The sequence below is a fragment of the Photobacterium sp. 2_MG-2023 genome (assembly GCF_030547675.1).
In the GTDB taxonomy this organism is placed as follows: Bacteria; Pseudomonadota; Gammaproteobacteria; order Enterobacterales; family Vibrionaceae; genus Photobacterium; species Photobacterium arenosum.
In genome coordinates, this window is record NZ_JAUOQQ010000019.1 from 38,291 (window position 1) to 60,081 (window position 21,791).

Annotated in this window: 16 protein-coding genes; 14 read left to right on the forward strand and 2 right to left on the reverse strand. The window is 54.8% G+C overall.

The features are described 5' to 3' along the window. The first annotated feature begins 226 nt into the window (after positions 1-226). A complete protein-coding gene (locus tag Q4491_RS15175) occupies positions 227-493 on the forward strand; it encodes a DUF4212 domain-containing protein (protein ID WP_192017316.1) in 267 nt (88 codons plus the stop codon). A 14-nt stretch (positions 494-507) separates the two neighbouring features. Beyond that, positions 508-2,211 carry a sodium:solute symporter family protein gene (locus tag Q4491_RS15180; RefSeq protein WP_192017315.1) on the forward strand — a complete coding sequence of 568 codons (1,704 nt, stop codon included), beginning with the start codon at positions 508-510 and terminating at the stop codon, positions 2,209-2,211. Between the two features lie 184 nt (positions 2,212-2,395). Here the strand turns inward: Q4491_RS15180 and Q4491_RS15185 are convergent, their stop codons facing one another. Next, positions 2,396-5,857, reverse strand: a complete 3,462-nt coding sequence (locus Q4491_RS15185; protein WP_303458585.1) for a PAS domain-containing hybrid sensor histidine kinase/response regulator — start codon at positions 5,855-5,857, stop codon at positions 2,396-2,398. A gap of 115 nt (positions 5,858-5,972) precedes the next feature. Further along, positions 5,973-7,145, reverse strand: a complete 1,173-nt coding sequence (locus Q4491_RS15190; RefSeq protein WP_192017373.1) for a 3-phenylpropionate MFS transporter — start codon at positions 7,143-7,145, stop codon at positions 5,973-5,975. A 255-nt stretch (positions 7,146-7,400) separates the two neighbouring features. Between Q4491_RS15190 and Q4491_RS15195 the strand changes: the two genes are divergently transcribed. The 12 genes from Q4491_RS15195 (at position 7,401) to Q4491_RS15250 (ending at position 21,767) form a co-directional block, all read left to right on the forward strand. Beyond that, entirely contained in the window at positions 7,401-9,230 is a 1,830-nt protein-coding gene (locus Q4491_RS15195) for a DUF294 nucleotidyltransferase-like domain-containing protein (protein WP_303458587.1), read from the forward strand. Between the two features lie 22 nt (positions 9,231-9,252). After that, positions 9,253-9,879: a 3'-5' exonuclease gene (locus Q4491_RS15200; RefSeq protein WP_303458589.1), complete on the forward strand. Its 627-nt coding sequence runs from the start codon at positions 9,253-9,255 to the stop codon at positions 9,877-9,879. Between the two features lie 199 nt (positions 9,880-10,078). Further along, complete coding sequence (gene acs / locus Q4491_RS15205) at positions 10,079-12,028, forward strand: acetate--CoA ligase (RefSeq protein ID WP_303458590.1); 1,950 nt, start codon at positions 10,079-10,081, stop codon at positions 12,026-12,028. 490 nt (positions 12,029-12,518) lie between these two features. Continuing rightward, entirely contained in the window at positions 12,519-12,971 is a 453-nt protein-coding gene (aroQ, locus tag Q4491_RS15210) for a type II 3-dehydroquinate dehydratase (RefSeq protein WP_161446882.1), read from the forward strand. A gap of 22 nt (positions 12,972-12,993) precedes the next feature. Continuing rightward, positions 12,994-13,452, forward strand: coding sequence for an acetyl-CoA carboxylase biotin carboxyl carrier protein (accB, locus tag Q4491_RS15215; RefSeq protein WP_192017310.1), 459 nt, complete (start codon positions 12,994-12,996; stop codon positions 13,450-13,452). Positions 13,453-13,463: 11 nt separating this feature from the next. Further along, the gene (gene accC, locus Q4491_RS15220) at positions 13,464-14,807 is read left to right on the forward strand and encodes an acetyl-CoA carboxylase biotin carboxylase subunit (protein WP_120513540.1); all 1,344 of its coding nucleotides are present in this window, start codon (positions 13,464-13,466) and stop codon (positions 14,805-14,807) included. A gap of 192 nt (positions 14,808-14,999) precedes the next feature. Next, positions 15,000-15,281 (forward strand): YhdT family protein, encoded by a 282-nt coding sequence (locus Q4491_RS15225; RefSeq protein ID WP_192017309.1) that lies wholly within the window; start codon positions 15,000-15,002, stop codon positions 15,279-15,281. Next, positions 15,274-16,749 (forward strand): sodium/pantothenate symporter, encoded by a 1,476-nt coding sequence (gene panF, locus Q4491_RS15230; protein ID WP_237796085.1) that lies wholly within the window; start codon positions 15,274-15,276, stop codon positions 16,747-16,749. The genes Q4491_RS15225 and panF overlap by 8 nt, the downstream gene beginning before the upstream one ends. A gap of 143 nt (positions 16,750-16,892) precedes the next feature. Further along, entirely contained in the window at positions 16,893-17,777 is an 885-nt protein-coding gene (gene prmA, locus Q4491_RS15235; protein ID WP_303458596.1) for a 50S ribosomal protein L11 methyltransferase, read from the forward strand. 155 nt (positions 17,778-17,932) lie between these two features. Further along, a complete protein-coding gene (gene dusB / locus Q4491_RS15240; protein ID WP_303458597.1) occupies positions 17,933-18,898 on the forward strand; it encodes a tRNA dihydrouridine synthase DusB in 966 nt (321 codons plus the stop codon). Positions 18,899-18,920: 22 nt separating this feature from the next. Then, positions 18,921-19,217, forward strand: a complete 297-nt coding sequence (gene fis, locus Q4491_RS15245) for a DNA-binding transcriptional regulator Fis (RefSeq protein WP_027254108.1) — start codon at positions 18,921-18,923, stop codon at positions 19,215-19,217. A 573-nt stretch (positions 19,218-19,790) separates the two neighbouring features. Continuing rightward, positions 19,791-21,767, forward strand: coding sequence for a PTS mannitol transporter subunit IICBA (locus Q4491_RS15250; protein WP_303458598.1), 1,977 nt, complete (start codon positions 19,791-19,793; stop codon positions 21,765-21,767). Positions 21,768-21,791: the final 24 nt, after the last annotated feature.

Genomic DNA, 21,791 nt, shown 5'->3' on the forward strand with positions numbered 1-21,791 from the left:
AATCGCCTGATCTTTATCTGCTGACCGCCTTATACTTTCGGCTAACTTAACAGCAATTTAACATCCCATTTTTCTTGAGTCATATCACTAACTTTCTAAATTTAGCTGACATTTGATGGTTTTTTGCCCGACTAAAGTTGCACTGTGCGTCTTCAATAAGCTTGCTATTGTCATCACGTAACATTTTTATAACTGAAAAATGACTGACCATAGTAAGGAGATAACCATGGCGTTTGAATCCAAGGAGCAAGCGCAAGCCTACTGGAAGGAGAACCTGACGATTATGGGTTCTTTGCTTGCCATCTGGTTCCTCGTGTCATACGGGGCCGGTGTGTTGTTTGTGGATGTCCTGAACCAGTTTCAGCTGGGCGGCTTTAAGCTCGGTTTCTGGTTTTCACAACAAGGTTCCATTTACATCTTTGTCGCATTGATATTTGTCTATGTCTACAAGATGAATGCGCTGGACCGCAAATTCAACGTTCACGAGGATTAAGGGAGTAGTCACTCATGGATATTCAAACCTGGACCTTCATACTGGTTGGTCTGTCTTTCGCACTCTATATCGGGATCGCAATCTGGTCCCGCGCCGGATCTACCAGCGAGTTCTACGTGGCCGGCGGTGGTGTCCACCCTGTTGCTAACGGCATGGCGACTGCTGCTGACTGGATGTCTGCCGCTTCGTTCATTTCTATGGCAGGTATCATTTCGTTCGCCGGCTATGACGGCGGTGTGTACCTGATGGGCTGGACCGGCGGTTATGTGCTGCTGGCACTGTGCCTTGCCCCTTACCTGCGTAAATTCGGCAAGTTCACAGTGCCAGACTTCATCGGCGACCGTTATTACTCCCGCACTGCCCGTATGGTAGCTGTGTTCTGTGCCATCTTTGTTTCTTTCACCTATGTAGCAGGACAAATGCGTGGCGTGGGCGTGGTTTTTGCCCGCTTCCTGGAAGTCGACATTAACGTCGGTATCATTATTGGTATGGCTATCGTGTTCTTCTATGCGGTCATGGGCGGCATGAAAGGCATTACCTATACCCAGGTTGCACAGTACTGCGTGCTGATCTTTGCCTTCATGGTTCCTGCCATCTTCACCTCTATCATGGTCACCGGCTCTGCGATTCCGCAAATCGGCTTCGGTTCGACCATCAGTGGGACGGATGTCTACCTGATGGACAAGCTGGAAGGGCTGAGTACCGAACTGGGCTTCACCTCCTACATCGACGGATCCAAGAGCATGGTAGATGTGTTCTTCATCACCGCGGCTCTGATGGTAGGTACGGCGGGTCTGCCGCACGTGATCATCCGTTTCTTCACCGTGCCTCGCGTAAAAGATGCCCGTATTTCTGCTGGTTGGGCACTGCTGTTCATTGCCTTCCTGTACACCACGGCGCCAGCTGTGGCAGCGTTTGCCCGTATCAATATGTTTGAAACCTTAAATGGTCCGGACATGCAGGGTGTCGCGGCAGAACAAGCACCAAGCTGGGTAACCAACTGGGAGAAAACCGGTCTGGTAGCCTGGGAAGACAAGAATGGCGACGGCAAAATGTTCTACTCTGGCGATGAGCGTAACGAGATGAACATCAACCGTGACATCATAGTACTGGCAAGTCCTGAGCTGGCCAAACTGCCAAACTGGGTTGTTGCCCTGCTGGCAGCGGGTGGTCTGGCCGCGGCACTGTCGACGGCGGCCGGTTTGCTGCTGGTGATTTCCACTTCGGTGGCGCATGACTTGCTCAAGAAAGGCTTCAAACCCAATATGACGGATAAACAGGAGCTGAGGGCGGCCCGGATAGGGGCAGCGCTGGCCATTATCGGTGCTGGCTATCTGGGGATTAACCCACCAGGCTTTGTGGCACAGGTGGTAGCCTTCGCCTTCGGTCTGGCGGCATCGTCCTTCTTCCCGGCGATTATCATGGGCATCTTCTACAAGAAGATGAATAAAGAAGGCGCTATCGCCGGTATGCTGAGCGGTATCCTGTTCACCGCGGCTTACATCATTTACTTCAAGTTCATCAACCCTGCAGCCAGCACCCCGGACAACTGGTGGTTCGGCATCAGTCCTGAAGGAATTGGTACACTGGGTATGTGTGTGAACTTTGTGGTATCAATTGTCGTGAACAAGTTCACGGCAGAAGTCCCGGAAGATGTACAGGAGCTGGTGGAATCTATCCGTTATCCGAAAGGGTCTGGTGAAGCTCACAGCCACTAAACAACACGACATAATAACAACACTCAGTAGCAACAAATGGGGGAAACCCCGCTCGCTGACGGAGCCATGATGGCTCCGTTTTTTTGTGCGCAGAATGACAGTTAAGCCACTGAGTGAAACCCCTTCCCTCATCCCGCGAAAGCAAAGATCCACTGGATGGATACAGAAAAGATAGCAAACGGCTTCAACTGATCCTGGCCTGCGCGTACTGGTTCAGCAAAGAGCGCAGTTTCAGCGGTTTCACCGGCTTACTGATAAAGGCAAAGCCTTTACTGCGGATCGTTTGCTGGTTTTCCGGCAGTCGGTCGGCACTGATGATCACACCTTTAAACACCTCTCCCAGCTTGGCTTCACACTGGATCAGTACATCCAGCCCCGTTTCCAGTTCAGTCAGGTGATAGTCACTGAAAATGACATCTGGTATCCAGCCATCATTACATTGCTCCAGCGCGGCCGACACAGATTCCGCCAGCCGGATGTCACATCCCCAGCGGTTCAGCAGACTTTCCATACCTGTCAGTATGTCTTTCTCATTGTCGACACAGAGCACTCGGGTGCCGTACAGTGGCAACGGCTGTTCCGGCGCTGCCTGCGGTTTTTCTTTCGGCAGATGCATCGCCTGCCCCCGGCGCACAGACAGTGCGAACACTGTCCCCTCGCCCAGCCAGGACCGCAATGACAACGGATGATCCATCACCCGGCTGATCCCCCGGGCGATTGCCAGCCCGAGACCAAGACCGTGATCACCGCGTCCGCGGTCTATACGGGTGAACTCATCAAAAATACTGGCCTGTTTCTCTTGCGGTATTCCGGGGCCGTTATCCCAGACTTCTATCCTGAGCTGGCTGCCAACCCGCCTAACACCCAGCAGCACTTTACCGCCAGGGTTATAGCGAAAAGCATTAGTCAGGAAGTTTTGCAGCGCCCGGCGCAGCAGCTTAGGATCGGAATGCACCAGCGCCTTGCTGTCTACCACGGAAAAATCTATACCCTGCTGTTTTGCCAGCGCACTGAACTCGGCATTAAGATTATTGAACACATCACTGAGCGGGAAAACGTGGACATTGACCTGCAGTTTTCCGGCCTCCAGACGCGATACATCGAGCAAATCACCAATCAAATCTTCCGCAGCCCCCAGGGCACTTTCGATATGGTGTGCCAGTTTTGTGCTTTCTTCATCCTTGGCCACCTCAGACAGCGACGATGAAAACAGACGGGCCGCATTGAGCGGCTGCATCAGATCGTGGCTGACCGCGGCCAGAAAGCGGCTTTTCGAGTGTGCCTGCTGCTCGGCATGCTGAGTAGCCGAGACCAGCCGGCGGTTCAGCTGTTCCAGCTCTTGCGTTCGCTGCCGCACCCTGGCCTCCAGATTTTCATTGGCTTCTTTGAGCGCTTCCTCTGCCTGACGAAATGCCGTGATATCGGTAAAGCTCATGACGAAGCCGCCGCCCGGCATCGGATTACCCTGCACTTCAATCACCCGCCCGTCCGGCCGGATCCGGGAAGAGGTATGTGCCGTGCCGTGCTGCAGGTGCTTTACCCGCTTGGCGACATGGACTTCAGGATCCCCCGGTCCGCACAAACCCAGACGTGCGTTATGGCGGATCACATCCGCAATCGGCCGCCCGACCTGAATCAAACCGGGCGGGAAAGAAAACAGTTCCAGGTAACGCTGGTTCCAGGCCACCAGCCGCAGCTGTTTATCCACTACGGCAATCCCCTGACTGATGTGCTCAATGGCGCCTTGCAGCAGTCCGCGGCTGAAATCAAACAATTCAGAAGCTTCATCGACTATGGTGGCCACTTCTTCCAGCTGCATGTTGCGCCCCTGCAACGCAGAGGTCAGCACTAGGCGGGCCGAAGAGGCGCCAAAAACCCCCGCCAGTACCCGTTCGGTATGGCGAATCAGGCTGGCCGGCGCCTGCTGCTGGGGCTGAAAATTAAACTGGTGTTGCTGGGCAAAGTGAGTGAAGGCCTGACGCATCCGCTTGCGGCCGACAAACCGCGCCGCCAGGAGTTCAAGCTCAGACACTGTCACTCTGGCCTGGTACAGACGGGCGTCATCGGCCTCCGGCATGGGGGCGCCGACAAAAGTGGCCGCCTGCAGGCGCTCTGTCAGTGATGAGCGGGTCACCATAGACACCAGAACGTATAGCAGCAGGTTGGTCGTCAGACTGATCAGCATGCCCCAGTCCACTGTGGTCAACTCGCTCAGTACCGGCAGAGCCGGGGGTGTCAGCAACCACAGCAACAGGTTAGTGTCGGCACTGCCGGCCAGCATACCCGTCTGGCTCATCAGGGTGATCACCCACAGCGCGGTGCCGCCCAGCATACCGGCATAGACACCGTTGCGGTTGCCTTCGCGCCAGTAAATTCCCCCCAGCAACGCCGGTGCGAACTGGGCAATCGCCGCAAAGGATAACAACCCGATCGCCGACAGCGATTCGATTTCATCCAGCACTTCATGGAAGCCCCAGGCCGCCAGCAGCAGCAGCAGAATCAGGCCGCGGCGGATATTGAGCAGCAGTCCGGAAAATGCCGCATGGTTACGGCTCGACACTCGCAGCCGGCGCAGCAACAACGGCAGCACCAGATCGTTGGATGCCATAATAGCCAGTGCTATGGTCGAGACAATCACCATGCCGCTGGCCGCTGAGGTGCCGCCCAGAAAAGCCAGCAAGGCGATGGTGTCAGCCCCTTGCAGCAAAGGCAGGTTGATCACATAGGTATCGGCTGCTACATCCGGCAGCAGCACTTTTCCGGCCAGTGCCAGCGGAATCACAAATATTCCCATCAGTAACAGATACACAGGGAATACCCGGCGGGCGAGGTGCAGATCCGGGGCGTGGGTATTTTCCACCACAGTCGTATGGAACTGGCGCGGCAGACAGATGATCGCCGTCATGGTCAGCAAGGTATGAATGATGAAGCTGCCGGCATTGATATCCATGGACGGCAGCACAGACACGTCCATCTGGCTCAGTTCCAGTGCCGGTATGTCCCACCACAACAGCATGACAAACAGCCCCACCACCAGAAAGGCCGCCAGTTTGATCAAAGATTCAAACGCCACCGCCATCATCATGCCGCGATGGTGCTCAGTGGTATCGAGATGACGGGTGCCGAACAGCACAGTAAATGCGGCCAGCGCCAGTGTCACCAGCCAGGCGATATCACCGTCATTGAGCATACTGTTGCGGGTCAGATCCGGGGCAACCTGGGCCAGCCCCATGGTGATCCCCCGCAACTGCAGGGCGATATAAGGCAGAATACCGGCAGTGGCAATCAGGGTGACCAGTACCGCCAGCCCCTGAGACTTGCCATAGCGGGCGGCGATAAAATCGGCAATCGAGGTAATATGCTCGCGCTTGGCGATCAGAATCAGGCGGGCAAAAATACGCCAGCCAAAGGTGAAGACCAGAATGGGCGCCAGATATATCGGCAGAAACGACCACAGATCCCGGCTGGCCTGACCGACGGTGCCGTAAAACGTCCAGGAGGTACAGTAGACCGCAATCGACAGACTGTATATCCAGGGGCGCCAGCGGGACATCCATCCGGCATGTTTATCGCCGTACCAGGCAATAAGAAACAATAGCCCAAGATAGGCCAGTGATACCGGCACGACTATCCATCCCTGCTCCATAGGATCTCCCTGAAAAATGTTCCCTGATTCGGCCCCGTGCCTGGGGCCGAGTGTACCTCACTCTCGGGTGAGTATCCGTCCGGCAGGTCACATCTCACCGGCCAGGCTGTATGACTTAATGCACTTCGCGCGCCGCTGCCCGTTCCGCCTGAGGCGACTCATCAATTTTCATCAGCAATACCGGCAGCCCCATCACGGCCATCAGCCAGAACACATCGGCTCCCCACCAGCCGTATCCCCAGCCGCTCAGGGTGGTCAGCGCCGCCATTACCGCGCCCAGCGGCAAGGCATTGTACAGCGCCTGCAGGGCAACCATCTGGTGGCTTTGCGCATGCTGGATATAACGAATCGCCGCCAGATGCGCCGCCGCAAAGGTCACCCCATGCAGCGCCTGCGTCAGCACCAGCATCGGCAGTTCTGTCATGGTCGCGGTCAGTCCCCAACGCAACAAGACACCCGCCGCCGCCAGCCGGAACATGGCTGCCACACTCCAGCCGGCAAACAACCGCTTGCTGAGTGCAAACACCGCAACCTCAGCGATCACACTGAAACTCCACAAATAACCACTCACCGCTTCGCTGTAACCGATCGTTTTCCAGTACATGGCGCTGAAGCTGTAATACGCGGCGTGGCTTCCCTGCAGCAGGGCCACAATGATCAGAAAACGCATCACCCGTTTATCGCGCAGAATCCCCAGTAACGGAGGCCGGGGCTGACGTACTGTGGTGGCTTCGCTTGGCAACACAGTTGGTTGGCGCAACGACAATAACAGGGCGGCAGCCAGCCCGCCAACCGCCACCCAGGGGATCACCGCCGCGCCAAACTCGGCAGCCGCCATACCGGCTATGGTCGAACCGACAATAAAAGCGATCGATCCCCACAGCCGGGTTCGACCATAGTCTAAATGCCCGTGTTTGGCGTAATAATTAGCCAAACTGTCTGTCAGCGGGATCACCGGCCCGACGAGAATATTAAACAGCACAATCACGGCTGTCAGTGCGATCAAATTGCCGCTGACCATCACAAATGACACGCAGCAGATCAAACTGAGTACCGCCAGCCAGCGCAACGCCGGCAACAGATGCTCCACCTGGTGCACCCTGGGCGTCAGCACCATATTGGCAAAGCAGCGCACCCCCAGGCCCAGGCCCAGCAACACGCCGATATCACCGGCTGGTATGCCCAGAGAATTCAGCCAGACGGCCCAAAACGGCAGATACACGCCATAGTTAAAGTAAAAGCCGAACATATACTGCGCTGTCCAGCCAAACGGGCTACTTCTTAACATCCCAAAACCCTGCTGCATGAAAATGGTCGCCATTATGCCTGTCCAGCACATGGCAGGAAAGGCGGCAGCAAAGTTATTGGCCCTGAAGCCGTACATTATCCCGCCTTTAACCGCACAACAGCGATTTGGTCGTCCCCTAGACTAAAGTCGGCTGGAGCAAAAGCGGGCACTGGGCGACACTGCTTAGCAGAGGAGTCACCATCACCACTGTGCACACCCGCGCCACCCGCGCTAGCACCACAAAGTGAGAGAGTAATGCCGGATACCTTTAATACGTCACTGATCCCTTTTGACCGGCTGGATGGCAGCCAGCAGGACGCACTGCTCAAAGCGCTGGATGTGGCATATTTTCGCAGCGGTGGGGTAATCATCCGGGCCGGCGATCCCTGCCAGTCGCTGCACATCATAATCAAAGGCAGCGTGGAAGAAACCTCGGCTGACCGGCAAGAGCACTATGCCCACTACACCACAGATGACCTTTTTGATGTGCGTGCCCAGTTCAGCGGCCACAGCCGCCATCAGTACCGGGCCACAGAAGATACGCTGTGCTACCTGCTCCCTCAGGCCCATTTTACCGCGCTGTGCCAGCAGAATCCGGCATTTGCGGCTTATTTCAACAGCGATCTGGCCACCCGGCAGCAACTGCTTGAACAGGCCCATCAGCAACAGAATCTGGCAGAATTTATTCTGACCCGTGTCCGCCAGGACAACATTCAGCCCTGTCTGATCCTGCCAGCCGGCACAGATCTGCGTACTGCCACCGAACACATGCGCCAGCGCAACTGTGACGCGGCTTTTACCCTAGTGGATGACACGACTGAGCAGGCCGAACACAGGTTTGGCATTGTCACCCGCACCGATCTGCTGCACGCCGTGATGCTGGATAATCGGACTGCCGACACAGCGGTCGGCCAGATAGCTTCCTCACCGGTGATCAGCATTGAACTGGGTGCATATCTGTTCAAGGCCATGATTACCATGACCCGGCACAAGGTCAAACGCGTGCTGGTCACACAGGGCAATGATATCGCCGGTATGCTGGATATGACTCAGGTACTGAGCCTGTTTTCCACCCATTCCCATGTACTGGCGCTGCGTATTGCCCGCGCCACCCGCATAGAGGAACTGGCACTGGCAGCAGCCAGCCAGCAGGCCCTGGTAGAGACACTGTTCAACAACGGCATTCATACCCGGTTTTTGATGGAACTGATTGCCAGTATTAATGAACAGATTATTGAAAAAGCGTTTCAGCTGGTGGTGCCTGAGCAATGGCAGCCGCTCTGTTGCCTGTTGGTGCTGGGCTCAGAAGGCCGCGGTGAGCAAATTCTGAAAACCGATCAGGATAACGCCCTGATCCTCGCTGATGGCGTCGACTGGCCCGAGTGCCGGACTGTAATGGCGCAACTGAGCGACACCCTGTGTCAGCTCGGCTACCCGCCCTGCCCCGGAAAAGTCATGGTCAATAATCCGGACTGGGTACAGAGTGTCTCCGGCTGGCAACACACCCTGCAAACATGCTGCGATAAAGGGGATGAAACCGCCATGATGACGCTGGCGATCCTGGCGGATGCTCAGGCCGTTGCCGGTAACAGGCAACTGCTGGCACCGGTCAAAAACCGCCTGCATCAAAGACTCAGCAGTCAGGAATTACTGCTGGCAACCTTTGCCCGCCCGGCGCTCAAGTTCAGCGTCCCCCTGACCCTGTTCGGCCAGATCAAACGCGGTAAAAGCGGACCGGACATCAAACGTGGCGGTATTTTCCCGATTGTTCACGGCATCAGAACCCTGGCACTCGAACACGACGTGACAGACACCAACACCTTTCGCCGCCTGGCCGTGCTGGAACAGCACCAGGTGCTGGAGCCGAGTACGGCGTCCAATCTGAGCGAAGCACTGAAACTTTTCATCCGTCTCAGGCTGCGCCAGCAGCTCAGCCTGCCACCGGGCTCGGCCTCAGCCGGACAGCATCATCTGCTGGATCTAGCCACACTCAGCCGGGCGGAACGTGATCTCTTGCGACACAGCCTGCATGTGGTGAAAAAATTTAAAGAATGGCTCGGCTATCACTACCAGCTCAGAGACTGATACTAAGGAATGGTGAGATGAAATGAATATTCTGCGTCGTTGGTGGTATCAGTACAAATTCCGCCATCACCCGATACACGCCCTGTTTCAGCGCTATAGCGGCGATGAGCTGGTGTCGGTTGACTGTGAAACCACCAGCCTGGATCCCGCCAGCGCGGAGCTGGTGACTATCGCGGCCACCCGCATCAAAGCTAATCGGATTCTGACCAGTGAGTCACTGTATCTGACCCTGAGTCCACCCGATAGCCTGAGTGCGGCCTCGGTCACCATCCACAAGCTGCGCCATCAGGATCTCAGTCACGGCCTGGCGCCCAGAGAGGCCCTGACCCTGCTGCTTGAGTTCATCGGCAACCGGCCCCTGGTCGGCTACCACATCCGTTATGACAAGGCGATTCTCGACCGCTATTTCAAGCGTCTGTTCGGCTTTGCCCTGCCCAATAAACTGGTAGAAGTCAGCCACCTGTACCATGAGCAGCTTGAGCGCCAGTTGCCCAATACCTGTTACGATCTGAGCCTTGAAGCCATCAGCCGTCATTTGGGACTGCCGCACCCCGAGCGGCACGATGCCTTGCAGGACAGTATTACTGCCGCCCTGATCTATGTCCGGCTCAAGCACGGGGATCTGCCCGCTCTGACCTCGCCCTTATGAGTTTTTTGCTCGCCACTCCTCCAACCAGCCTGGCGGAAAATAATGTAAGCCAATGCAAATACACAGAAAAAGCCATGACAGCGCACACTCATCCTAAAGTCTAATTGAGCCTGTTCCGAATCTGGCTCAAGTTAACACAACTATAATGATCAATGATCCGGTCCGCGCAGGACGAAGACGGAAACACAAGGAGAATGAGATGAGTGAGGTTCATGTTTACCCTGTCAACCAGCAGATTGCTGAGCGGGCTCATATCACGGAAGAGCAATACAGCGACATGTACCAGCAATCTGTCAGCGACCCGGAAGCCTTCTGGCGTGAGCATGGTAAGATTGTTGACTGGATCACCCCGTACAACAAAATTAAACAAACCTCTTTCGATACCGGCCATGTCAATATCAAATGGTTTGAAGACGGCACACTGAACGTCTCCGCCAACTGTCTCGACCGTCACCTGGCAACCCGCGGCGATCAGCCTGCCATCATCTGGGAAGGCGACGACCCGGCCGATGACGCTACCCTGACTTATAACCAACTGCACCAGCAGGTCTGCCAGTTCGCCAACGCCCTCAAAGCACAAGGGGTCAAAAAAGGCGACGTGGTTTGCCTTTACATGCCTATGGTTGCTGAAGCCGCGGTGGCCATGCTGGCCTGTACCCGTGTCGGTGCGGTACACACTATCGTATTCGGTGGCTTCTCACCGGAAGCACTCGCAGGCCGTATCATAGATTCAAAAGCCAAAGTCGTTGTAACTGCCGATGAAGGTGTCCGCGGCGGCCGTGCTGTACCACTGAAGAAAAACGTCGACGATGCCCTGAAACATCCTGAGGTCACCAGCATCGAGAAAGTGGTGGTGTTCCAGCGTACCGGCAATCCGGTAGAGTGGGACCATCAACGTGACGTCTGGTGGCATGACGCAACCGCAGCCGTGCCGGATCATTGCGACCCGGAACCTATGAACGCCGAAGATCCGCTGTTTATCCTCTATACCTCGGGTTCGACCGGTAAGCCGAAAGGCGTACTGCACACCACAGGCGGCTATCTGGTATACGCGACCATGACCTTTAAATACGTCTTCGACTATCAGGAAGGTGAAGTGTACTGGTGTACCGCCGATGTAGGCTGGATCACGGGCCACAGCTACCTGGTGTACGGGCCACTGGCAAACGGTGCCACCACTCTGCTGTTTGAAGGCGTTCCTAATTATCCGTCCACCGCCCGCATGAGTGAAGTGGTCGACAAGCATCAGGTCAACATTCTGTATACCGCCCCGACCGCCATTCGCGCCCTGATGGCCAAAGGCGATGAGGCCATTGCCGGTACCCAGCGTTCATCACTGCGTATCATGGGTTCTGTCGGCGAGCCGATTAATCCGGAAGCCTGGGAATGGTATCACCGCACTATCGGTGACAGCCGCTGCCCTATTGTCGATACCTGGTGGCAAACCGAAACCGGCGGCATCCTGATCACCCCGCTGCCTGGCGCGACCGCGCTGAAACCCGGCTCGGCCACCCGTCCGTTCTTTGGCGTTCAGCCGGCTCTGGTCGATAACATGGGCAACATTCTCCCTGGTGCAACTGAAGGCAACCTGGTGATGCTGGACAGCTGGCCGGGTCAGATGCGTACACTGTGGGGTGACCATGAGCGCTTCGAACAGACTTACTTCTCGACCTTTAAAGGCATGTATTTTACCGGTGACGGTGCCCGCCGCGATGAAGACGGTTACTACTGGATCACCGGCCGTGTCGATGACGTACTGAACATTTCAGGTCACCGCATGGGGACAGCGGAAATTGAATCGGCGCTGGTGGCCTTCGATAAGATTGCAGAAGCCGCTATCGTCGGCGTACCGCACGACATCAAAGGCCAGGCGATCTATGCCTATATCACCCTGAACGACGGCGTGATACCAACGGCTGAACTGCATAAAGAAGTCAAAGACTGGGTACGTAAGGAAATCGGCCCGATAGCCACACCGGACTTCCTGCACTGGACTGACGCTCTGCCGAAAACCCGTTCAGGCAAGATCATGCGCCGGATTCTGCGTAAGATTGCCACCGGTGATACCGGCTCGCTGGGGGATACCTCCACCCTGGCCGATCCCAGTGTGGTCGACAAACTGATCGCCGAAAAAGAAAAAGTCGTCTAACCGACAAAACCTACATTCAATCCAAGCCGCCGCCAGGCGGCTTTCTTCTTTGTCCTCCCAACTGGCTCCAGTGCCCGCGAATACACAGCAGATCCGTATTGCAGGAACTCCCGGCCACCTCCCATTGTCTGATTTGTCTTATTCACCGCCACAGCATCATTGTTTGAACCTGCTGCATTGTGCGGTGAATTTCAGCAAAACTGATTAAGATTCAAGGTGATTGGCCGCTTATCTTGTAAGTGAGGTTAATCGATCCGCTATCTTACTGAAAAATGGGGGCTGTAGGCGGCTGCTTACGCCAATTGCGTACAGTTGTAAGGTCAAAAAAGTGGTGATTAGACCAGTATTTTGCTGCGAATTGCGCTGAATTCTCTATAATTGAGCAACTAACAGGTTTTCAGCCGTGATGGTTTGCATGAAAGGAAGCAAAGTCACAGTTTTTTTGTGCTTTGTCGCTTGAATTAGCAAGAACAGGTATAGATAACAGAATATGTCGACTAATTACCGCATTTTACTGCTTAATGGACCCAATCTGAATTTGCTGGGCCTGCGCGAGCCGGGACACTATGGCCAGCAGACACTGGATCAGATTGTAGCAAACCTGAGTGCCAAAGCCGCCAGTCTGGGCGTGACACTGGATCACCTACAGTCCAATGCAGAACACGAACTGATTGAGGCCATCCACCAGGCGCACGGTAACGTGGATTTTATCCTCATCAACCCGGCAGCCTACACCCATACCAGCGTCGCCATTCGCGATGCGCTGTTGGGCGTGGCTATCCCGTTTATTGAAATACATTTGTCAAACGTGCATGCCCGCGAGCCCTTCCGCCACCATTCCTACCTGTCTGACAAGGCAGTCGGAGTGATCTGCGGCCTGGGCCCGGATGGTTATGAATTCGCCCTGGAGGCAGCTGTCCGCCGCCTTCAGAACGCTCAATGAACAACATTAAGAGTAAAGATACATGGATATTCGCAAGATCAAGAAACTTATCGAACTGGTAGAAGAATCAGGCATCTCCGAGCTGGAAATCTCTGAAGGCGAAGAATCGGTACGCATCAGCCGTACCACAGCAGCACCGGTTGCTGCACCTGCGCAAATGTACGCAGCGCCTGCACCAGCCGCTCCTGCGGCACCGGTTGCCGCACCTGCTGAAGCGGCGGCACCAGCTGCTCCTGCTGCGCCTGCCGGTCACCAGGTACTGTCTCCTATGGTCGGTACTTTCTACCGCGCGCCTAGCCCGGAAGCAAAATCCTTTGTGGAAGTCGGTCAAAGCGTAAACGTTGGCGATACCCTGTGCATCGTTGAAGCCATGAAGATGATGAACCAGATCGAAGCCGATAAAGCCGGTACCGTTGTGGCTATCCTGGCCGAAAACGGTGATCCGATTGAATTCGATCAACCTCTGGTTATCATCGAGTAACTGAGGCGCATATGTTAGATAAAGTAGTCATAGCAAACCGCGGCGAAATCGCCCTTCGTATCCTGCGTGCCTGTAAAGAGCTGGGGATCAAAACGGTCGCTGTGCACTCCACAGCTGACCGCGATCTGAAACACGTTCTTCTGGCAGATGAGTCTATCTGTATCGGTCCGGCACGAGGCACAGACAGCTACCTTAACATTCCCCGCATCATCAGTGCGGCAGAAGTGACCGGGGCAGTCGCCATCCACCCGGGTTACGGCTTCCTGTCTGAAAATGCGGATTTTGCCGAGCAGGTTGAACGTTCAGGTTTCATCTTCGTGGGCCCTAAAGCGGACACTATCCGTCTGATGGGTGACAAAGTGTCAGCCATCAACGCCATGAAAAAAGCGGGCGTGCCTTGTGTGCCGGGTTCTGACGGCCCGCTGGGCGATGATGAAGCCAAAAACAAGTCTATCGCCAAGCGTATCGGTTATCCGGTAATCATCAAAGCCTCCGGTGGCGGTGGTGGCCGTGGTATGCGTGTGGTACGCAAAGAAGCGGATCTGATCCAGTCGATCGCCATGACACGTGCAGAAGCCAAAGCGGCGTTCAGCAACGATATGGTGTACATGGAAAAATTCCTGGAAAACCCGCGCCACATCGAAGTACAGGTGCTGGCTGACGGTCAGGGCGGTGCTATCCATCTGGGCGAGCGTGACTGCTCCATGCAGCGCCGTCACCAGAAAGTGGTTGAAGAAGCACCGGCACCGGGCATCACCGAAGAAATGCGTAAGTACATCGGTGAGCGCTGTACCCGTGCCTGTATCGAAATCAACTACCGCGGTGCCGGTACGTTCGAGTTCCTGTATGAAAACGGCGAGTTCTATTTCATTGAAATGAACACCCGTATCCAGGTTGAACACCCAGTTACCGAAATGGTCACTGGCGTTGATCTGATCAAAGAGCAGCTGCGTATCGCTGCCGGTCAGCCGCTGTCATTCAGCCAGAGCGACATTCACCTGCGTGGTCACGCGATTGAGTGCCGTATCAATGCTGAAGATCCGGTGCGTTTCCTGCCTTCTCCGGGCAAGATCGAGCGTTTCCATGCGCCAGGTGGTATGGGTATCCGTTGGGAATCCCACATCTACAGCGGCTACACGGTTCCGCCGCACTACGATTCAATGATCGGCAAACTGATTGCCTACGGTGAAAACCGTGACGTGGCGATTTCGCGCATGCGTAACGCCCTCAACGAGATGATCATCGACGGCATCAAGACCAACGTTCCGCTGCAGAAAGACATCATGGCAGACGAGAACTTCCAGCACGGTGGCGCTAACATCCACTATCTGGAGAAGAAGCTGGGTCTGCAATAACAGACACCTCGCTTTCAGAACTGAACCAAGGCTGCCGCAAGGCAGCCTTTTTATTTTCCGAATCAATGGTCTGCCGCTGGTGCATACGAATGTCATTTGTCAAAATACCTTTCTTTTTCTTCTTTTTCGGAACGATTTCGAACAGATTTCGACGTCGTTCGACGTTTTACACTGACTGACCGGAAATTCAGTATGAAGACACTTTCCACCCGATACCGTCAGGCGCACAGAGAAGCCAGATGGGCGCTGGGACTGGCTGTCGCCTATTTTCTGTGGTGGTACTGCTCTGCCTATTTCTTTGCCCCTGACCCCATACAGAGCAGCCTTCCTGCGCTTTACTGGGGATTACCGCTTTGGTTTCTGCTCGCCTGTATCGTCGGCCCGGTACTCTTTACGCTGCTGTGCGCCCTGATGGTGAAATGTATTTATCAGGATATGCCGCTGTCAGCGGATGCGGAGGATGACGATGCCTAATCAATTACTGATCCCGCTCGTGCTGTATCTGGCAGCCGTGTTTGCCCTGGCCCTGTTTACCCGGCGCCGCGCTCAGCAAGGCAGCGGGTTTTTAAACGAGTATCTGCTGGGTAACCGCAGTATGGGCGGCTTCGTGCTGGCGATGACGCTGGCGGCCACCTATGCCAGTGCCAGTTCCTTCATTGGCGGCCCCGGTGCGGCTTACAAGATGGGGTTGGGCTGGGTATTGCTGGCGATGATCCAGCTCCCGGCCGCCTGGCTGACACTCGGGGTACTGGGGAAAAAATTTGCGATTGAAGCCCGCAAACATAACGCGCTGACCCTCAATGACATGCTCTATGCCCGCTATCAGCACCGGGGCGTGGTAGTCTTTGCTTCCCTGGCACTGCTGCTGGCGTTTTTCGGTACCATGGTGGTGCAGTTTGTCGGCGGGGCCCGGTTGCTGCAAACCGTCACCGGTCTGTCTTACTCTCAGGGGCTGATGATTTTTGCCGCCACCGTCGGGCTGTACACCACGATTGGCGGATTCCGGGCCGTGGTCATGACCGACACCTTACAAGGCATCATGATGATCATCGGCACGCTGGCCCTGCTGGCTGGCATTATTCACGCAGGCGGTAGCCTAGGTGAGCTGGTCACCACGCTGCACCAAATCGATCCGGCGCTGATTTCGCCGTACGGTCCAGACAACTTTATGTCACAGCCCTTTATGCTCAGCTTCTGGATATTGGTCTGCTTCGGCGTCATTGGTCTGCCCCATGCCGCCGTGCGTTGTATGTCCTACAAAGACAGTCAATCCCTGCATCGCGGCATGGTGATCAGTACCGCCATGGTCGCTTTTCTGATGCTGGGGATGCACCTGGCTGGCGCACTGGGGCGGGCGATTTTCCCGGATATTGCCACGCCGGATCAGATCATGCCGACTTTGATGATGGGCGTACTGCCACCTGTCGTGGCTGGCATTTTTCTCGCCGGCCCGATGGCGGCCATTATGTCGACCATTGATTCCCAGCTGATTCAGGCTTCCGCGACACTATTGAAAGATTTGTACCTGAATTACATCAACCCCAAAGCAACGGAACAGCCTGATATCGAAAGTCGGTTGCCAAAGTTATCGCTGTGGGTGACCGGCATTTTCTCGGTGCTGGTTTTTATCGCGGCAACCCACCCGCCGGATATGATTATCTGGCTTAACCTGCTGGCCTTTGGCGGGATGCAGGCCGTCTTTCTCTGGCCACTGGTGCTGGGGTTGTACTGGCAAAAAGCCTCGGCCGCCGGGGCATTTGCCTCCATGCTGAGCGGGCTGGGATGTTACATCACACTATCGCTTTTCAAACCGGATATGCATGGTGTGCATGCGATTGTTCCAACCCTGCTGGTCGGGCTGATCAGCTTTATCGCCGCCAGCTACCTCTGGCCCAACCGGGCACATTGCCAGAACGCAAAGGCGGAATTCACTGCAAACTGACAAAATAGCACCATGGGGTGCTATTTTTTACTCTACCGTCAGTATCCTCTGCCGTGCGCGCTAGGAAGCTAATGCGAGCTGACTACTTTTCGTGCTAAACTCCGCGGCCTTATGCCAAAGTCTCTTTGATAGCGAATTTACTCATGCCTTGGATTCAACTGAAACTGAATGCCACTGCGGCCAATGCAGAAGCCATTGGCGACTTGCTGATGGATGAAACCGGCGCTCTGTCGGTCACTTTTCTCGACGCACAGGACACCCCTGTTTTCGAACCGCTGCCGGGCGAAACCCGCCTGTGGGGCGATACCGACGTCATTGGCCTGTACGATGCGGAAAGTGACATGGACATGGTGCTCTCGCTGCTGAAAAACAGTCCGTTGCTGGCTGACGATTTTGCCTACAAGGTTGAGCAGCTGGAAGACAAAGACTGGGAGCGCGAGTGGATGGATAACTTCCACCCGATGAAATTCGGTCAGCGTCTGTGGATCTGCCCGAGCTGGCGTGAAGCGCCTGAGCCGGGAGCCGTCAACGTGCTGCTCGATCCGGGCCTGGCATTCGGCACCGGGACGCACCCAACCACCTCTCTGTGCCTGGAATGGCTGGACGGCCAGAATCTGACTGGCAAAACCGTGATCGATTTCGGCTGCGGCTCCGGCATTCTGGCTATCGCTGCACTCAAGCTGGGCGCCGCCAAAGTGATCGGGATTGATATCGATCCGCAGGCAATTCTGGCCTCGCGTGACAACGCTGAACGCAATGGTGTGTCTGACAACCTGGACTTGTATCTGCCAAAAGATCAGCCGGAAAATCTGCAAGCCGATGTGGTAGTTGCCAACATTCTGGCCGGCCCGCTGCGTGAGCTGTCACCGGTTATCAAGAGCCTGGTCAGGGACAATGGCCTGCTGGCGATTTCCGGGGTACTGGAATCTCAGGCGGAAGATGTGGCCAGCCATTACAGCGACGAACTGGCACTGGATCCTATCGCCGCCCGTGAAGAATGGTGCCGGATTTCAGGTCAAAAAGCCTAATCCTGACAAATTTATCCATTGTGCATTTTGTGAGCAATACACTGAATTCCATGACCTTTTGCAATCCAAAATCAGGATGCTCAAATATTGGCCTTTTCAGCACAGCAAAAAATGCGTAAAATGCGCGCCCTTACTGGCATAGTCAGGAACAGACATTGAAGATCGGTCCATATCAATTAGACAACCCGTTAATTGTCGCGCCAATGGCAGGTGTGACCGATCGTCCGTTTCGTGAGTTGTGCCTGCGCCACGGCGCAGGTATGGCGGTCAGCGAAATGATGTCTGCCAACCCAGACGTTTGGAAAACGGCCAAGTCGCTCAACCGCATGGTGCATGAAGGTGAGTCTGGACTTCGTTCGGTACAGATTGCCGGGGCAGATCCCCGCCAGATGGCCGACGCCGCCCGCTTCAGTGTGGAGCACGGTGCCCAGATCATTGATATCAACATGGGTTGCCCGGCCAAGAAAGTGAACAAGCGCCTGGCTGGCTCTGCCCTGCTGCAATACCCGGATCTTGTCGAGGATATCCTCAAGGCCGTGGTAAGCGCCGTGAACGTCCCTGTGACGCTGAAAACACGGACCGGCTGGGATACAGAGAACCGAAACTGTGTCGAGATCGCACAGCTCGCTGAACACTGTGGCATTCAGGCACTGGCCCTGCACGGCAGAACCAAGGCCTGTATGTACAAAGGGGAAGCGGAATACGATTACATCAAGGCAGTGAAACAGGCGGTGTCGATTCCTGTGATTGCGAACGGTGATATCGACTCACCGGAAAAAGCACGCTTCGTCCTGGATTATACCGGGGCCGATGCCTTGATGATTGGTCGCCCAGCGCAGGGACGGCCGTGGATTTTTCGGGAAATCCAGCATTATTTAACAACCGGTGAACACCTGCCAGCGCCTTCTTTTGAAGAAGTCAGCAGTATCTTGCTGGAGCATGTACAGGCACTCCACGCTTTCTATGGGGAGTACCAGGGGTTACGCATCGCACGTAAACACGTGTCGTGGTACCTCAAAGAACAGGCTTCTGCGGGTGATTTCCGCCGGACCTTCAACGCACTCGAAAATGCTCAAGAGCAAATCGATGCGCTGCAAGGCTACTTCGACAACGTTGCATAAATACCAGAAGAGCTTACAGAATATGTTCGAACAAAATCTGACTTCCGAAGCACTTACAGTGACTACTGTCACTTCTCAAGACCAAATCACTCAGAAACCACTGCGTGACTCCGTCAAAGCCTCGCTTAAGAACTATCTCGCCCAGCTGAACGGTCAGGACGTCGATGATCTGTACGAGCTTGTACTGGCTGAAGTCGAGCAACCCCTGCTGGACACCATCATGCAGTACACCCGCGGCAACCAGACCCGCGCGGCAACTATGATGGGCATCAACCGCGGTACCCTGCGTAAGAAACTGAAAAAATACGGCATGAACTGATCATCAGTTCAGATGACGCTGATTTTACAGGGTTATGCGCACGCATAGCCCTTTTTGATGGCCCTTCCCCTGTCCACCCCTGACGCTCACCCAGCCACACTTTCCCGATGCAAGCCCATAAGCCCGTAGATGCATAATCCCAGGCTGTAACTAAGCTACAAATTTATAGCGCCTGAATAATACATTTTTATTTCACAGCGAGAATAAAATCAGAGGAGTGATTCAGATCACTAACACCACCAGATAGTGTTTGATCAGATGCATGATACGTGATCAAGATCACCATAAGATTAATAACCAATCAGTTAATAAATGTGACATCAAGCAGCTAAAATTAATTGACTATTAAAAATCATAGAAAATGTAATTTTATTACACAGAGTAAATGTTAAATTGATCACGATATCTTAATGGGGAATAGCTAAAAAAGGAGACGGGGATCACGAGAACCCCGTTATCAGTTCCGTTTTCAGGATCTGTGGTAGATTGATTGGGTACGAAGCAATCGACGGTTTTGGCGAACCGTTATCGACACAACAGAACTTGAAGCTGAACATCAAACGGGGAAACGTTATGATATCACCAGACACCAAGGTCAAGATACAGAATTTTGGCCGCTTCCTCTCCAACATGGTGATGCCCAATATTGGCGCATTCATCGCTTGGGGGTTTATTACCGCTCTCTTCATTCCGACTGGCTGGCTGCCCAACGAGACGATTGCCAAACTGGTTGGCCCTATGATTACTTACCTGCTGCCACTGCTGATCGGTTATACCGGGGGTAAACTGGTGGGTGGCGATCGGGGCGCCGTGGTGGGTGCCGTGACCACCATGGGTGTGATCGTAGGTACAGATATCCCCATGTTCATGGGCGCCATGATTGTCGGCCCTATGGGCGGCTGGGCGATTAAGCACTTTGATAAAGCCGTTGAAGGCAAAATCAAAAGCGGCTTCGAAATGCTGGTCAACAACTTCTCGGCTGGCATCATAGGGATGTTGTGTGCCATCGTTGCCTTTTTCCTGATCGGCCCTTTCGTGAAAATCCTCTCTGGCGGTCTGGCTGCCGGGGTCAACTTCCTGGTCGATGCCGGTTTGCTTCCGCTGACTTCAATCTTCGTTGAACCGGCGAAAATCCTATTCCTGAACAATGCCATCAACCACGGTATCTTCTCGCCGCTGGGCATTCAGCAAGCCAATGAGGTCGGTCAGTCTATTTTCTTCCTGATTGAAGCAAATCCGGGTCCTGGCCTGGGCATTTTGCTGGCTTACATGGTGTTCGGCCGCGGTACGGCTAAACAGACTGCCGGTGGTGCTGCCATCATCCATTTCTTTGGGGGGATCCACGAGATTTACTTCCCCTATATTCTGATGAATCCGCGCCTGATCCTGGCCGCGATTGCCGGTGGCATGACGGGTGTCTTCACCCTGACCCTGTTCAATGCCGGTCTGGTCTCGCCTGCATCACCTGGCTCTATTTTTGCCGTGATGCTGATGGCGCCGAAAGCCTCCATAGTGGGCGTGCTGTGCTCTATCGTGGCAGCCGCGACTGTGTCCTTCCTGGTAGCTGCACTGCTGCTGAAAACCCAGAAAGTGACCGAAGACGACGACGGCAGCGCGCTGAAAAATGCCAGCGAGAAAATGAAAGCCATGAAATCGGGCAAAGCCGCTGAAGGCAGTGCTGCCACAGGCTCTGCGGCGACCACTGCCAGCAGCCACCCAGCATCCAAGGTTCAGCTCAGTCAGGTTCGCCGCATCATAGTGGCTTGCGATGCCGGTATGGGTTCCAGCGCCATGGGGGCCGGTTTACTGCGCAAGAAAGTCAGTGAGGCCAGACTGAATATTGATGTCACTAACAGCGCCATCAACAACCTGCCCGATGATGTCGACATTGTTATCACCCACAAAGATCTCACTGAGCGTGCCCGCAAGCATGCCCCGCAGGCTCAGCATATTTCGCTGACCAACTTCCTTGACGGTCAGATCTACAATGATTTGATCACCCGTATCATTGCCGCGTCCAGCCCGGAAGCGGCGAATGACCCGAACCTGGTAAAACTGACACCGGTTGCCGCCAATGACGACAGCCTGGAACCGCAGCAACCCTCTGTTTTCCAGATCCAGGCGGCCAACATCCATCTTGGGCTCAAAGCCACTAGTAAGGACGACGCCATCCGCTTTGCCGGTGAGCAATTGGTCAAAATGGGCTATGCCGAACCTGAATACATTGATGCCATGTTTGCCCGCGAGGCGCTGGTGCCGACTTATCTCGGTGAGTCTATCGCTGTGCCGCACGGTACGGTGGAGGCCAAAGACAGAGTGATCAAAACAGGTATCGTCATTTGCCAGTACCCTGCCGGGGTGGCATTTACCGATGACGAAGACGACATTGCCCATCTGGTGATCGGCATTGCCGCCAAAAATGACGAACACATTCAGGTGATTACTACCATCACTAACGCACTGGATGACCACGAGGCCATTGAACGCCTCAAGTGTACCCAGGATGTCCGGGAAGTACTCAGCATTCTGGCCAGTGAAGAAGCGGCTTAACCGCCAGTTCAGATACCGGGGCCG

Coding starts and splice junctions, on each gene's coding strand:
- Q4491_RS15175 (WP_192017316.1), top strand. CDS start 227: ATGGCGTTTGAATCCAAGGAGCAAGCGCAAGCCTACTGGAAGGAGAAC.
- Q4491_RS15180 (WP_192017315.1), top strand. CDS start 508: ATGGATATTCAAACCTGGACCTTCATACTGGTTGGTCTGTCTTTCGCA.
- Q4491_RS15185 (WP_303458585.1), bottom strand. CDS start 5,857: ATGGAGCAGGGATGGATAGTCGTGCCGGTATCACTGGCCTATCTTGGG.
- Q4491_RS15190 (WP_192017373.1), bottom strand. CDS start 7,145: ATGTTAAGAAGTAGCCCGTTTGGCTGGACAGCGCAGTATATGTTCGGC.
- Q4491_RS15195 (WP_303458587.1), top strand. CDS start 7,401: ATGCCGGATACCTTTAATACGTCACTGATCCCTTTTGACCGGCTGGAT.
- Q4491_RS15200 (WP_303458589.1), top strand. CDS start 9,253: ATGAATATTCTGCGTCGTTGGTGGTATCAGTACAAATTCCGCCATCAC.
- acs (WP_303458590.1), top strand. CDS start 10,079: ATGAGTGAGGTTCATGTTTACCCTGTCAACCAGCAGATTGCTGAGCGG.
- aroQ (WP_161446882.1), top strand. CDS start 12,519: ATGTCGACTAATTACCGCATTTTACTGCTTAATGGACCCAATCTGAAT.
- accB (WP_192017310.1), top strand. CDS start 12,994: ATGGATATTCGCAAGATCAAGAAACTTATCGAACTGGTAGAAGAATCA.
- accC (WP_120513540.1), top strand. CDS start 13,464: ATGTTAGATAAAGTAGTCATAGCAAACCGCGGCGAAATCGCCCTTCGT.
- Q4491_RS15225 (WP_192017309.1), top strand. CDS start 15,000: ATGAAGACACTTTCCACCCGATACCGTCAGGCGCACAGAGAAGCCAGA.
- panF (WP_237796085.1), top strand. CDS start 15,274: ATGCCTAATCAATTACTGATCCCGCTCGTGCTGTATCTGGCAGCCGTG.
- prmA (WP_303458596.1), top strand. CDS start 16,893: ATGCCTTGGATTCAACTGAAACTGAATGCCACTGCGGCCAATGCAGAA.
- fis (WP_027254108.1), top strand. CDS start 18,921: ATGTTCGAACAAAATCTGACTTCCGAAGCACTTACAGTGACTACTGTC.
- Q4491_RS15250 (WP_303458598.1), top strand. CDS start 19,791: ATGATATCACCAGACACCAAGGTCAAGATACAGAATTTTGGCCGCTTC.